General features: G+C 64.9%; 14 protein-coding genes. 3 read left to right on the top strand and 11 right to left on the bottom strand.

Annotated features, from left to right (window positions below):
* Together AB1609_05680 and AB1609_05675 are read left to right on the top strand one after the other, a co-directional pair.
* Positions 1-1,282 (top strand): hypothetical protein (locus AB1609_05680; protein ID MEW6045958.1); only part of this gene is annotated, 1,282 nt, incomplete at its 5' end.
* Between the two features lie 282 nt (positions 1,283-1,564).
* Entirely contained in the window at positions 1,565-2,557 is a 993-nt protein-coding gene (locus AB1609_05675) for a magnesium transporter CorA family protein (protein MEW6045957.1), read from the top strand.
* A 78-nt stretch (positions 2,558-2,635) separates the two neighbouring features.
* Here the strand turns inward: AB1609_05675 and AB1609_05670 are convergent, their stop codons facing one another.
* The 11 genes from AB1609_05670 to AB1609_05620 form a co-directional block, all read right to left on the bottom strand.
* Positions 2,636-3,217, bottom strand: coding sequence for a biotin transporter BioY (locus AB1609_05670; GenBank protein MEW6045956.1), 582 nt, complete (start codon positions 3,215-3,217; stop codon positions 2,636-2,638).
* A 226-nt stretch (positions 3,218-3,443) separates the two neighbouring features.
* Positions 3,444-4,151, bottom strand: coding sequence for an ABC transporter ATP-binding protein (locus AB1609_05665; protein MEW6045955.1), 708 nt, complete (start codon positions 4,149-4,151; stop codon positions 3,444-3,446).
* Positions 4,144-4,866 carry an ABC transporter ATP-binding protein gene (locus AB1609_05660; GenBank protein MEW6045954.1) on the bottom strand — a complete coding sequence of 241 codons (723 nt, stop codon included), beginning with the start codon at positions 4,864-4,866 and terminating at the stop codon, positions 4,144-4,146. Before AB1609_05660 ends, AB1609_05665 begins: the two co-directional genes overlap by 8 nt.
* Entirely contained in the window at positions 4,853-5,860 is a 1,008-nt protein-coding gene (locus tag AB1609_05655) for a branched-chain amino acid ABC transporter permease (protein MEW6045953.1), read from the bottom strand. The genes AB1609_05660 and AB1609_05655 overlap by 14 nt, the downstream gene beginning before the upstream one ends.
* Entirely contained in the window at positions 5,830-6,723 is an 894-nt protein-coding gene (locus AB1609_05650) for a branched-chain amino acid ABC transporter permease (GenBank protein MEW6045952.1), read from the bottom strand. Before AB1609_05650 ends, AB1609_05655 begins: the two co-directional genes overlap by 31 nt.
* Before the next feature lie 19 nt (positions 6,724-6,742).
* The gene (locus tag AB1609_05645) at positions 6,743-7,951 is read right to left on the bottom strand and encodes an amino acid ABC transporter substrate-binding protein (GenBank protein MEW6045951.1); all 1,209 of its coding nucleotides are present in this window, start codon (positions 7,949-7,951) and stop codon (positions 6,743-6,745) included.
* A gap of 16 nt (positions 7,952-7,967) precedes the next feature.
* Positions 7,968-8,780, bottom strand: a complete 813-nt coding sequence (locus tag AB1609_05640; GenBank protein MEW6045950.1) for a cyclase family protein — start codon at positions 8,778-8,780, stop codon at positions 7,968-7,970.
* Positions 8,781-8,784: 4 nt separating this feature from the next.
* Complete coding sequence (locus AB1609_05635) at positions 8,785-10,059, bottom strand: hypothetical protein (protein ID MEW6045949.1); 1,275 nt, start codon at positions 10,057-10,059, stop codon at positions 8,785-8,787.
* Positions 10,056-10,940, bottom strand: coding sequence for a helix-turn-helix domain-containing protein (locus AB1609_05630; protein ID MEW6045948.1), 885 nt, complete (start codon positions 10,938-10,940; stop codon positions 10,056-10,058). Before AB1609_05630 ends, AB1609_05635 begins: the two co-directional genes overlap by 4 nt.
* 521 nt (positions 10,941-11,461) lie before the next feature.
* Positions 11,462-11,710 carry a DUF5615 family PIN-like protein gene (locus AB1609_05625; GenBank protein MEW6045947.1) on the bottom strand — a complete coding sequence of 83 codons (249 nt, stop codon included), beginning with the start codon at positions 11,708-11,710 and terminating at the stop codon, positions 11,462-11,464.
* A 105-nt stretch (positions 11,711-11,815) separates the two neighbouring features.
* Positions 11,816-12,046: a DUF433 domain-containing protein gene (locus AB1609_05620; protein MEW6045946.1), complete on the bottom strand. Its 231-nt coding sequence runs from the start codon at positions 12,044-12,046 to the stop codon at positions 11,816-11,818.
* Between the two features lie 317 nt (positions 12,047-12,363).
* Between AB1609_05620 and AB1609_05615 the strand changes: the two genes are divergently transcribed.
* The coding region (locus AB1609_05615; protein MEW6045945.1) for a site-specific integrase at positions 12,364-12,820 on the top strand (457 nt) is incomplete at its 3' end.

The raw sequence follows: 12,820 nt of genomic DNA, 5'->3' as shown, positions 1-12,820 counted from the left end.
CCCGCACCCGAATGAGCCGGTGGGCGCGATGACCATCGACTTCCTCGCCCACCACCTCGTGGCCAACTCGGGGCTGGCGGAGCGGCTCCATACGACGTGGTTCATGGTGCCATGCGCAGATCCGGACAGCACCCGTCTGAACGAGGGCTGGTTCGACGGGCCGTTCACCGTGACGAACTACGCCCGGCACTTCTACCGGCCCCCGGGGACGCAGCAGGTGGAGTGGACGTTCCCGTTGCACTACCGCAAGGCGCACTTCGAGCGGCCGATGCCGGAGACGCGGGCGCTGATGCGGCTGATTGACGAGGTGCGGCCACACTTCGTGTATTCGCTGCACAACGCCGGGTTCGGCGGGGTCTACTTCTACATCAGCCGGGCGGTGGAGGGCGGCGCGCAGAGCGGGCAGGGCGCTGGCCCCGGGTACGGGGCCGGGACGGGCGGCGGTTCTGGCCGCAGCCGAACCCTTTACGAGGAACTTCACGGCATCGTGCGAGAGGTCGGCGTGCCGCTGGCGCTCGGGGAGCCCGAGATGCCGTGGGTGCGGAGGTTCGAGCAGGCTATCTACAAGCTGCCCGAGGCCAGGGAGGCGTATGACTACTTCGCCCGGTTCGTCGATGAGCAGCGCGTGCCCGAGATGATGCACGGGGGCGGTTCGTCGGCGGAGTACGCCGGGCGGTACGGCGCGCTGAGCTTCGTGTGCGAGGTGCCGTACTTCTACGATGCCCGCATCCAGGACGAGACGCCGACCGGGCGGAGCCGGCGGGAAAGCGTGCGGCGGGCGATCGAGGCGAGCCGGGAGTGGCTCGCCATCGTGGGGCCGGGGCTGGAGGCGCTGCGGGTGCACGTGGAGATATCCGGCCGGCCGGCGGGCGACTCCGTGGGGGCCATGCTGGCCACACTCGAGGAACGGGTCGCCAAACTCCCGGGGCAGCTCGAGGCGAGGCAGAAGTGGGCTGAGAGCGACCCCGAACTCGAACGGCCGGCGACGGTGGCCGAGGCGTTCGACAGCGAGCTGGTCATGCGGTTTTACGAGCTGCTCAACCTGGGCGTTTTCCTGCGCCTGTGCGACGAGGTGCTGTTGGAGGGCCGGGCGCCCCGGGAGGTGATTGAGCGGGTTCGAGACCAGGCAGAGCAAGCCTTCAGCCGGTGGGCCCAGGAGCTCGAGCAGCAGTTCAACTACCGGGCCATCGAGATTCCCCGCCTGGTGGCGCTGCAGGCGGCCAGCGGCCTGGCGGTGTTGCGCCACGTAACCGCACAAGGCCCGCGGCCCGGTCCCACCTGAGAAACCTGAGAAGCCGGTCCAGCCTCGGAAAGCCTGTCTCCGGGTTGAGGTACTGGCCCGTAAGGCTCAGCGTGAGGGTATAATCGGGCCGGAGGACACCGAGCGCAAGTGAGGCGACTCACGCGGCTGCTCGGCGGGTCTTAGCCGCCACGGGTCTTAGACGCCACGCAACGCGAAAGGTGTGCTCGATTGCCCGGCGAATAGGGGCCGCGACAGGTTCGACGCGGGGCCCATGCGCTTTTGTTGTGCGGTGCCATTTGGTGAAGGCGGTGGTGGCCATGGATGATCAAGGCATATGTGACCCGGGAGGGGAGACTCACACAGGCCGACGAGATGACGCAGCGCAACTCGTGGGTCAACCTGGTCGCGCCCGGCGAGCAGGAGGTGGCCGCGGTTGCGAGCGCCCTGGACATCCCGGCCGATTTCCTGACGGCGGCCCTCGACGCCGAGGAACAGCCCCGCGTCGAAGTCGACGGCCAGCGGGTGCTGCTGTTGCTGCGCTGCCCCGTGGTGCGGCCCGATCCATCGCTCACCCGCTATGAGACCCTGCCGCTTGCCGTCATCGTCACCCCTGCCCACCTGGTGACGGTCTGCCTCGAACCCAACGAGATCGTCGCGCAGCTTGTTCAGCAGCCGAGCGTTCACACGGCCAAGCGAACGCTTTTCGTGCTGCAGGTGCTGTACCGTACGGCGGCGCAGTTCCTGCGCTACCTGCGCCAGATCGACCGGCGAACCGACGAGATCGAGCGGGCGCTGCACCAGTCCCTGAAAAACGAGGAACTCATCAAGCTCCTGGAACTGGCCAAGAGCCTCGTCTACTTCACCACGTCGCTGCGCGCGAACCAGATCGTCATGGACAAGCTGATGCGGCTGCACCTGCGAAGCGACAGCCCCACGAACGGCGCCACCGCCAATGACGCCACGATCACGCCGCCGGCGGTGCTCAAACTTTATGACGAAGACAGGGAGCTCCTGGAGGACGTCATCACGGAAAACCGGCAGGCTATCGAGATGGCCGACATTTACAGCAACATCTTGAGCGGCATGATGGATGCGTTTGCCTCCGTCATTTCCAACAACCTCAACATGGTGATGAAGTTCCTGACGTCGGTGACCATCGTGCTGGCGCTGCCGACCATCGTGGCGAGCCTGTACGGCATGAACGTGCCGCTGCCCATGCAGGAGTCGCCGGTGGCCTTTTGGGGCGTCCTCGTGAGCATCGCTCTCCTGTCGGGCGCGGCTGCGTGGTGGCTGGCGAGGCGGCGGATGTTCTAGCCCGCCGCCATTGGCAGCCAGGGCAGCCGTATAGCGGGGCCTCACGGGGCCGGCAACGCTGCGTCGTTGCTCCGGACCTCACCGCTTTGGCCGGGGCACCGGGTAGCGGCGGCGGAGTTCGAGGGCCAAGGCAGCCGCAGCTGCGGCCTTGAGCAGGTCGCCCGGGACGTAAAGAAGGGCCCCGCTTATCACGGCCTGCCGGAAGGAGAGACCCGCCACCGCCGCCAGTACGGGCACCCCTATCGCATAGACCAGCAGCATGCCACCCAGCACGTTGGCGAGCAGGTAGCCCCAGAAGCGTCCCGGGAACCGCCGGGTAAACAAGGCGATGGCCCAGGCGGCCAGCGGCCAGCTTAAGAGGTATCCCCCGGTCGGGCCGAAAAGGTAGGAGGCCCCGCCCCGGCCGCCGGGGAGCACCGGTGCTCCCGCCACCATGAGCAGCAGAAAAACGACCAGCGAGAGGGCGGCCGCCCGCGGCCGCAGTACGCACCCGGCGAGCATCACACCCAGCGTCTGCAGGGTGATGGGAACCGGGCTCAGGGGCAGGGTGATGGGCGGCACCAGTGCCATGGCGACAACCACAGCCGTGAAGAGGCCCACGAGCGCCATCTCCTGAATCTCGACACGACGCGCGGTGCTCTGCTGCATGCTGCCGTACATGAGCGTGCGACTCCTCCCCGAGTTGCGGGCTGCAGGGTCCGTCCCTGGCGAAAGGCGACGGAAATCTGACCCGGGCAGCCCCACTGCGGGCAGGGATTCGCCAAACGTTAACCGGATCCTTTCCCCTGGTTGACAATTTGCCCGTAAACTGACCAGCCGACGCTGAGGGCCATCCGCCAGCTCGAAGCGCGGATAGCGCCCGAGGGGTTCTGACCGTACGCTGAGGTTACGCAACCCCCAGGTAGGCCTGGACGATGCGCGGGTTGCGATACAGCTCTCTGCTGATGCCCTGTTCCACGAAGACGCCGTTTTCCAGCACGTAACACCGTTGCGTCATGGTGAGGGTGCTGGCGACCTCCTGAGAAACCAGCAGGATAGTCAGCCCGTCCCGGGCATGCAGGGCAGAAAGGCTCACAAAGATCTGGTGGGCCAGTACCGGGGAAAGGGCCAGGGTAGGCTCGTCGAGGAGAAGCAGCTTCGGTGCTGCCATCAGGGCTCGCCCAATGGCCAGCATCTGCTGTTCGCCGCCCGAGAGGGTTCCCGCAAGCTGGCGGCGCCGCTGTGCCAGGGTCGGGAAAAGGTCGAAGACGCTTTCTAACCGCTTGTGGAAGGGCCCGTCCGGACGCACGCGCCAGCCGAGTTCCAGGTTCTCGAGCACACTCATCCCGGGGAAAAGGTGGCGCCCTTCCGGCACATGCACCAGACCCAGCCGGGCGACACGGTAAGGCGGCATGCGATCAACGCGATCTTCCCCAAACCAGATCTCCCCCTGCCGAGGCCGAAGCAGCCCGGAGATGAGCCTCAGCAGGGTCGTCTTGCCCGCCCCGTTGGGCCCGATGATGCCCACCATCTCCCCGTGGGCTACCTCCAGGGATACCCCTCGCAGCACCACCGCCTGGCCGTACGCGAAATCAAGCCCGCTGACCCTAAGCACGTCGCTCCCCCAGGTAGACGCGAATCACCTCGGGATTGGCCGCCACTTCTTCGGGGCTTCCCTCGGCAATCTTCCGTCCGAAGCAGAGAACCACGACCCGGCTGCAGAGGCTCATGATGACCCGCATGTTATGCTCTACGATGACGATTCCCAGTCTGGCCTCGCCTGAGATGCCCCGAACAAGGTCGACCGCCGCGCCCACCTCGGCGGGGTTCAGCCCGGAGAAGACCTCGTCCACCAAGAGAAACCGCGGGTTCAAGGCCAGGGCCCGGGCCAGTTCCAGGCGTTTGCGCTCGATTAGAGAGAGGTGGTGGATCGGGGTGTTGGCTTTGGGCCCCAGGCCCACCTGGCAAAGCAGATCAAAGGCCCGATCCTCCATGGTCGTCGAAAGCGGTAGCCCCTGCCCGGCGCTGAGCGGCACCAGGACGTTTTCAAGGGGCGAGAGCGCATGAAAGGGCCGGGGGATCTGGTAGGTCCGGGCAATGCCCAGGCGAGCCCGAATGTGGGGAGGGCTCCGGGTGATCTCCCTTGAATCCAGCCAGAGTCGCCCTTGGGTGGGCAGGTAAGTGCCGGCGATGACGTTGAACAGGGTCGTCTTCCCCGAGCCGTTGGGACCGATGACCCCCAGGATCTCCCCGGCTGCCACCTGTAGCGAGACCCCGCTTAGCGCGGCGAGGCCGCCGAAGTACTTCGATACGCGCTCAAGTTGCAGCAACGTCCTGCGTCTCCTTCGCCGACGGCTTCAAGTTGCGCGTCCACCCCACTGCGGTCGCCGGCACCAGCATCCCTTTCGGCCGGAACAGCATGACCAGCGCCAGCATCAAGCCGAAGAGCACCCTCGCCGTCTCCTTGCCTACGTAAACGCCGAGAAACTCGTCCAGGATGCGGACGAGTGAGGCTCCGAGCAGCGGCCCGGCCCAGTGCCCCGCGCCACCCAGCAAAGCGCTCAGCACGACCAGCACCGAGATGTTGAGGTCAAACATGGTTTCCACATAGATGTTGCCGCGCTCGAACGCATAGACGGCGCCGGCCATGCCGGTGATCGCGGCGCTGGCGCAAAGAGCGATCAGCTTGAGCCGTAACGTATCCACCGCCAACCCGGCGGCGACGTCCTCATCTTCTCGAATGGCGCGCAGACCCAGGCCGACCTTGCTATGCTGGATGCGCCAAGCCACAAGAACGGCCAGCCCGGCAAGGCCCAGTGTCGCAAAGTAGACCAACCGTCGGAGGCCGGTGATATCAAGCGGTGGCATGGGAAGCCACAGTCCCGCGCCGCCGCCTAGAAATGGGGTATTGAGGACCAAAACGGCCAGCACCTTGACAAAGAGCAACGAGCCGACCGTGAAGTAGGGGCCCCGCAAACGGAGAAGCGGCGCCCCTACCACCAACGCGACAGCCGCGGCCACCACGCCCCCTAACAACATCAGCAGGGCCAGGCTCGCCGGTGGCCCAAGCCCGGCGGAAGGCAGTAGGGTTAGACTCGCCAGCGCTGCAGTGTACCCCCCGATGCCCAGGAAGGCCACATGACCGAAGCTGAGGTAGCCCGTGAAGCCGCCGAGGATCGTCCATCCCACCGCCATGGCCGAGTACAGGAAGGTGAAATAAAGAAAGGAGAGGGCGTACTCCGGCGGCCTCAGCAGAGGCACCGCCGCTGCAACTGCACTCGCCACGACCATGCTCAAAAACGGAACAGCCCGGTGGGTCGCCACAAGATGACCCCCATCAGCATGCCGAACAGGATGAGCGGCGTCCAGGAGAACGGAATCAACAGGCCGACGGCGGTACTCGCGAGACCAATCAGCAACCCTGCCAGCGCAGCTCCGTAAAGACTTCCCACTCCGCCCACTATCACGATGAGAAACGCCCAGATGAGCCATTCGATGTGCACGGTCGGGCTGAAGGCGTAGACCATTCCCATTGCGATGCCTCCCAGGGAGGCCGTCGCTGCGGCCAGACCAAAAGCGAGCCCCGTGACCCGGTCGCGGTCGATCCCGTAGAGGGCGGCCCCCACCTGGTCCTGCCAGACCGCGCGGACCGCCTTGCCCGGGTGGCTCCGATACAAGAACACCCACAAGGCTGCCAGGCCCAGCCAGGCCAGGGCCGCGGCGAGCAGAGTCGCAAGCGGCACCCTGGCGCCCAAAAGTGCAACCGACCGGCCGGCGACGGACAGGTTGAGCACCCGGGGGCCTGGCCCCCAGCGGCCTGCCAGGATATTCTCAAAAGCGATGCTGAGGCCAAAAGTGATGACGAGCGTGGCCAGGGAGAAATCCTGCGCGCGCCGGGCGGCCGGCCGGACCAACACCCTGTACACCAGCACCCCCACGGCGAACCCGAACGGTGCGCTCACCAGCAGGCTCACCGCGAGCCCTCCTGGCCCCCGAGAGGCAAGCGAATACGCCAGGTACGCACTCGCTACCGCAAGGGCCGAGTGGCTGATGTTGATGGTCCCCGTAGCCCCCCAGACCAGGCTAAAGCCGGCGCTCAGGAAGGCCAGCACGGATCCCAGGAGTACGCCGCTGATCAGGGCCTGAACCGTCTGTTCCATGTCGGCCGCCCGAATGAAGATTGACAAGTGCCAGATGCAAACCCGCTCATCTTCTCCACGGTGGCCTCGGGTAGACCGGATCGGCAGTTCGGGCAAAGAGGGGCCAGATCAACTCGACTTTGCCGTTGATCACCTGCGTCGTGTATTCGTACGGTTCGGGAAGCCCCGTCTCGCCGAACTTCAGCCTCCCGGCGATGGTGTCGATGGGATGCAGCCTCAGATAGGAGGCCAGGTCGTCGTCCCCCAGGCTCTTGCTGCCTTCCACCGCCTTCTCCAGAGCCTGCGCCCACGCGTACCCGAACAGGAAGTACTGCGGAGGTTCGTCCAGAGTGAAACGCGCCTTCACCACGTCAACGAGCCGGGAGAGCCCTGGATAAGGCAACTTGTGGTGCAGGGGGGTTCCAGAAACCACGTAGTCCCCATCTGGCCCGAGCTCCTTGACCCACTCAGGTATGATCGATCCGATGCCCTGGAGGAAGAGCTTCGGATTGTAGTCGAGAGCTTTCATGGCGCGAACCGTTTGCACGCCCTCACCGAAAAAGCCATTGGCGATGAAGAGGTCCGCGCCCGCCCCTTTCGCCTTTTGCACCAGGGGCTCGGCCGAGGCAAGCGGCAGGGTGTAGAGTTCGTCAACCACCAGTGGTATTCCCAGGCTCTTCAAACCGTCAACCATGTTCTTCCGGACAGCCTGGCCGATCGCGTTATTGAGGGTAATGGCCGCAGCTCGCTGTGGCCGCTCGGCCGGATTCATCGTGGCCAGCCACTTCCAGACACCTGTGTACCACCACTCGCCCATAAGCGGTGGAGCGCCAAAGGAGTACTTGAAACCGCGACTGAAGGAAGCCATGTGGCCTCCCATGGAGATGTAAACCTTGCGATAGCGCTCGGCCACCAGCATCTGGGCCGCGGCCGAGGTGCCCGGATAGCCTCCGAGGATCAGATCCACCCGGTCAACCGAGATCAGGCGTTCAAGCAAGCTGGTCGCTCGCTCTACACTGGAGGCGTCGTCCAACACCCGGAGTTCTACGGGACGGCCGAGCAGGCCTCCCCTGGCGTTTACCTCCTCCGCCCAGTATTCGTAACCTCTCTGCACCCAAGTGCCGGTATCGGCAAATGGTCCGGTCAGAGGAAGGGTGCAGCCAATGCGAACGGGAGCCCCCGTCTGCGCACGGAGCCTCCGGGAGCCAGGAACAAGAACCGACATCCCGGCGAGCGCCGCGGCCTTCAACACGTCTCTGCGGGCGATCTTGTTCATGGTTTTCCTCCTCTCCTCAAGCGGCTCCCAGGTCGACCAGAGCAACGACCCGAGCCCAGCCCGCACTGGCCCCCTTGATCTTGGCAGGAAATGCCATGACGGTGAATCCGTAGGGGCGAGGAATCTTGTCGAGGTTGGCCAGCTTCTCGATCTGGCAGTACTCATTCTCCAATCCGTAGAAATGTGACTGCCAGAATTCATACCGGCCTTCCAGTGCCTCTTTGAACATCACGTCAAAAGGCCGGTCGATGCCCCAGGCGTCAATACCGATGAGTTTGACGCCCCGTTCCACCAGGTAAGCCGTCCCCTCCCGGGTCAGGCCAGCATGGAGCACGTCGTAACCCTTCTCTTTGAATCGCTTGTACGTGTCCGTACGGATCAAGACAATGTCGTAGGGCTTGAGGGCGTAGCCGATCTTCCGAAGGGCTTCCTCGATGTCTCGTGCGGTGATGCCCTCCCCGCGCCTCTTGTGGGTCATGTCCAGCACGACGCCGTCGCCGAAACACCAGCGAAGCGGGACCTGGTCGATGGGGCGGGCAGGCCGCCCGTCCACCATGCGAGGGCCATAGTGATAGGGGGCGTCGACGTGCGTTCCCGAGTGCGACGAGAGAGTTGCAACCTCGACCGCCCAGGCGTACCCTCTCGGGAAGATCCTGGACAGCACATCTGGAGAGAGCTTGAAGATCTCGGCCCCCAGCTTCATGCCCTCTACATGGTCAATGTAGCGAATCTCATGGCGGTTTGGTTCAAACGGCGCCGTCTCGTTCTCGAGCGTGTCGCTCAGGTCGATGAGCACAACCCGGCGCCCACCCCATTCAAATTCCTCCATTGGCTCACGCCCCCTTTCCAGCGCCCAGAACGTCCGCAATGATCGTCTCGAGGACCGACTTGGGCAGGCCGTTCTTGATGACAAGACCGGCCTGCTTGATCCGCCGTACGATCTCGTCCTCTTGCTCCGGCGTGGCGGAGAGCCCCCGCTCCTGGAGGAAGGCCTGCACCGAGTTATGGCCGCTTCCTCTTCCAGCAATGATGGCGTACCCTTCGCGGCCGACCGCCTCCGGCGGGTAGGGAAAGAGCGCATGCTTGCCGACATCGGTCCGGGCCATCTGGCGCAGGACGTGTACCACGATACCGGATTCCACCTCAAACAGCCTGTCCCCAACGATGGGCTTGTTGGTCGCGGGGCGAACCTTGGAAGTCTCGGCAAACAGATCCGACACCTGCTTGAGCCGCTTCAGGTCGATGCCGGTGGGCACCCCCAGCAGCAGCTCCAGCGCGACGGCCACCTCTTCGGTGGCCACGTTGCCGGCTCGCTCGCCCAGCCCGTTGACGGAGCAGTGTACCTCGTCGACGCCGGCGGCCACGGCCGTGATGGCGTTGCCCGTAGCCAGGCCGAAGTCATTGTGGATGTGCAGCCCGATGGGCACGCCGGGGAACCATGACTTCAGCTTCCGAATGAAGGCGTACATGGCCAGGGGATGGGACATTCCGAACGTGTCGGATACGGTAATGCGGTCAAGCTGGCCTTTCTGCAGGATGCCGTCAAAGAAGCGGCGGATGTAATCGAGGTCTGGGATGCGGAAGACGTCCCAGCCCATGAACTCCACATACATCCCGGCCGCCTTGCCCCAGCGGGAGTACTCGGCGATCTGGTCGATGAGGGCGTCGGGGGTCGTATCGTAAACGTACTTGACGAGATACGGGTTGATGCCGAACTCCAGGAGCATCCCGTCAGCGTTCGCCTCCAGGGTGGCCTTGACGTCCTCCTCTCGAACCCTCACCAAAGGGACGATCTTGGCCCGCAGCCCCATACCGGCCAGTGTGCGAATCACCTCCCGATCCTCGGGCGTGGCCGGCAGCCCGGGTTCAATGGAGGCAACGCCCAGCTTGTCCAACTCCTGCGCGAGAAAGATCTTCTCCTGGGGCGTGAAGGCGACCCGAGGGGTCTGCTCTCCGTCGCGTAGCGTGACATCGTGAATGCGGATCTGTGAGGGCAGGTGCATTTGCTCCCGCACCTCCGGCCAGTAGTTGAACGGCGACACCCACCTGCCCTCATCAAAGTACGGCGGTTCGAGCTTTACCCCGAAGGCCGGCTCGACTCGCTTCATCTCGGGCCCCCTTTCACAGAGACTTCGTCTCGAATCCTGTCCAGAAGGCTCCCCTGCCGGATGTTCAGCAGCTTCTCGAAATACTGCCCGTAGGCGGGGCGCAGCTGATCCCCAAAGTCGGCGTAAATCTTGTTGACGTAAATGTCGTGGCGGATGTAGTTGGTGACCAGCGTGACGACCGCCCTGTTGCCGCTCCAGACCCCTATCCAGCCTTCCGGGCCGGATCCATCCATCAACATGGCCACCAGCCCGTCCACCACCAGGGCCGCTTGATTGGCGTGGCGCAGGTAGACCGTGGGAAGGGAGGCATGGGGAAACAGGTGAAGGCGTTCCAATTGGCGCGGCGTGGCGTCGCCGACCATGGCTCGGGCCTCGTCCGAACTGCAAAACACAATCGCCGAAACATGGGCTCCACCGTCTAGCGCATCAAAAACGGCGCCCTTCAACCGGGCAAGTTCGTTGAGCCAGAGGCTCAACAATACCTCGTCCTGCGCGGAACGGATGAGCTCGCCAGCCTTCTCCAGTAGCGAGCCGTACCCCCTTTCCTGCCAGAGCACGTCACCGGTGAAGCGCTGGATGGACCGGGCAGCGTGCCTGCGCAACAGCTCACCGGCCTCTTCGAGGCGAGCCTTGCGCTGTCGGAGCAGGTCTTCGAAGGGCAGGGGGACAAACTCGCCACCCATGCCTACCGGAGCCACCAGGCCCATCTCTTTGAGACGTTCGAGCTGTTCGTAGACCTTGGCCGAGGGCACCCCTGAGGCGCGGCTGATCTGGTTGCCGTTGGCGGGGCTGCCCCAAAGCAGGGCCAGGTAGACCTTGGCCTCCGTCTGGTTTAGCCCCAGATCCTGAAGCGCTTGCAGCAGCGTTGGCCGCCGAGCCATCCTACTACCTCGGTAGGAGATTGTTGCAGAAAGTTTACACGATTCCCAGGCGCAATGCAAGAGGTTATGACACCCGTTGGCAGGAAGGGCTCCCCCGTGGTCGGCAGGCTGCCGGGTCAAGACGAACGACGCCCTTGCCCCGGCCTGAAGGCTTGTGGGTGAGGAGCGCGACGGCCGAAGGGTTCAGTACTGGCCCGTCCTCAGGGCACAGGATACGGCAGACACGGGGTTTGAGGGGGTCAGGCAACTTGGGAGGGATTCGAACCCTCGGAGGCCCGGTAGGACCTCACACGCTCTCCAGGTGGCCGAATAGCGCAACCATGCGGGTTTGCCATGCGTCTTGTCCCCAGAGAATCCGGCTGTTACGCCCCGGTTCAGGGACGGATTCAGGGACGGAGCCGATACATCATCCCGAGCATGGCCGTTCCTTCAAGGAGCTGCTGCGCCCAGCCGACCTGGGCCTCTACGAAGCGAAACGCCGGGGCCGCCGCTGCGCAGGGCGACGGGCCGAACGCTCCGGATCACCCTGGGCGCCCGGGGCGCAGACGCCGCCTGCGTACCCCACTTGGCGTGATGACCACCAGGTGCCCCTCGATCGCGTCGGCGCCGCCCGCCGCCATAAACGAGCGGAAGGACTCCGCCACCGTACTCGGGCGTACCATCGACGGAAAGCGTAACAACACGACGCCCGCCGGAGTCCAGCCCTGCTCAGCCAGACGGCCAAACTCCAGGTCCTGCGTGACGATGACGCGGCGCTGCGTGGTGGCGATCCGGGCCAGCTCTCATCCGGAAGTCCACGCGGGCCCTGCTCACGGGGATCCCACACCTCGAACCCGCCGGCCCGAAGCTGCTGGGTGATCAGCAGGGGCACGGACTCATCCACGAGAAAGCGCAAGGAACTCTTCCTCGTTGAGGATCTCGGCGGCAAGCGCCAGGCACGCCCTCACCTGTTCTTCAGTGATCGCATAAGCGGCCGTGACTTCCTCGATGGACGCGCCCCCAGCCAGGTTTCCGACGACCAGATGCACCGGAACCCGGGTTCCCCGGATGACCGGCTTACCTTTCAGGACAGCGGGGTTCACCTCGATCAGATCTCGCCAGGTCATGGTCGCTTCATCTCCCGGGGGGAATTCTAGCACGGATGGCCTCGTTGCCTCCGTTGCCTCATCCCGCGTTGCGCCGTTTTCCCTCGCCGGCTTGGGGCGTCCGTCTCTCCGCTGGCACAGGTCGAGCACGGGCGGCTGGCTGACCAAACGCTTCGTCTTCATAGCGGAAGGCCCCTGTCGGCCGCCGCCGACGTGTAGTGCAAGATAAGCCCCGGGTGTGCCTCGAGCCCCCATCTCCCGACGCGGCCGATGTCACGCCGATTTTCGGGCTGCTCTTTAAGGTTTGCATCAGGCTGACACCTGAGGCATTTCGCGCGTTGCAGGTCGTGGCCCAGGCGCACGGTTTGCCGCGCGGGCGGCTGGCAGCCCATTTGCTCGAAAGATCATCGAACAGCAGCAGGACGACGCAGCCGTCACCCTCTTCCTTCCTGGTGGCGATGGCCGCTGGCCTGCGCCGCGGGGAGCTGCTGGGCCTGACGTGGGCCGACATCGACTTCGAGGGGGGCCGCATCTGCGTCCGCCAGCAGTGGAACCGAACCCCCGAGGGCGCCTCGGGCCTGGTTCCCCTCAAGACGGAGGCAAGCCGGCGCGACGTAGAGGTGCCCTCCGACGTACTGGACGCGCTGGCCGCCCACAAGGTGACGCAGGAGGCCCAGGGGCTCGCCCCCCTCGTCTTCGACCGGGGTGATGGCGCATGCCCATCCCGCCGGAGCAACTCGACGGGGCATGGAGGCGCATCCGACAGGACCTCGAGCTGCCTGCCACCCTGCGCCT

The organism is Bacillota bacterium (assembly GCA_040754675.1).
Lineage (GTDB): Bacteria > Bacillota > Limnochordia > Limnochordales > Geochordaceae > Geochorda.
This window is presented reverse-complemented; position numbering and strand designations above follow the sequence as displayed.

Bases quoted from the DNA above. Each gene is read 5' to 3' on its own strand.
- AB1609_05675 (MEW6045957.1), top strand. From the start codon at position 1,565: ATGATCAAGGCATATGTGACCCGGGAGGGGAGACTCACACAGGCCGAC.
- AB1609_05670 (MEW6045956.1), bottom strand. From the start codon at position 3,217: ATGTACGGCAGCATGCAGCAGAGCACCGCGCGTCGTGTCGAGATTCAG.
- AB1609_05645 (MEW6045951.1), bottom strand. From the start codon at position 7,951: ATGAACAAGATCGCCCGCAGAGACGTGTTGAAGGCCGCGGCGCTCGCC.
- AB1609_05640 (MEW6045950.1), bottom strand. From the start codon at position 8,780: ATGGAGGAATTTGAATGGGGTGGGCGCCGGGTTGTGCTCATCGACCTG.
- AB1609_05635 (MEW6045949.1), bottom strand. From the start codon at position 10,059: ATGAAGCGAGTCGAGCCGGCCTTCGGGGTAAAGCTCGAACCGCCGTAC.
- AB1609_05630 (MEW6045948.1), bottom strand. From the start codon at position 10,940: ATGGCTCGGCGGCCAACGCTGCTGCAAGCGCTTCAGGATCTGGGGCTA.
- AB1609_05620 (MEW6045946.1), bottom strand. From the start codon at position 12,046: ATGACCTGGCGAGATCTGATCGAGGTGAACCCCGCTGTCCTGAAAGGT.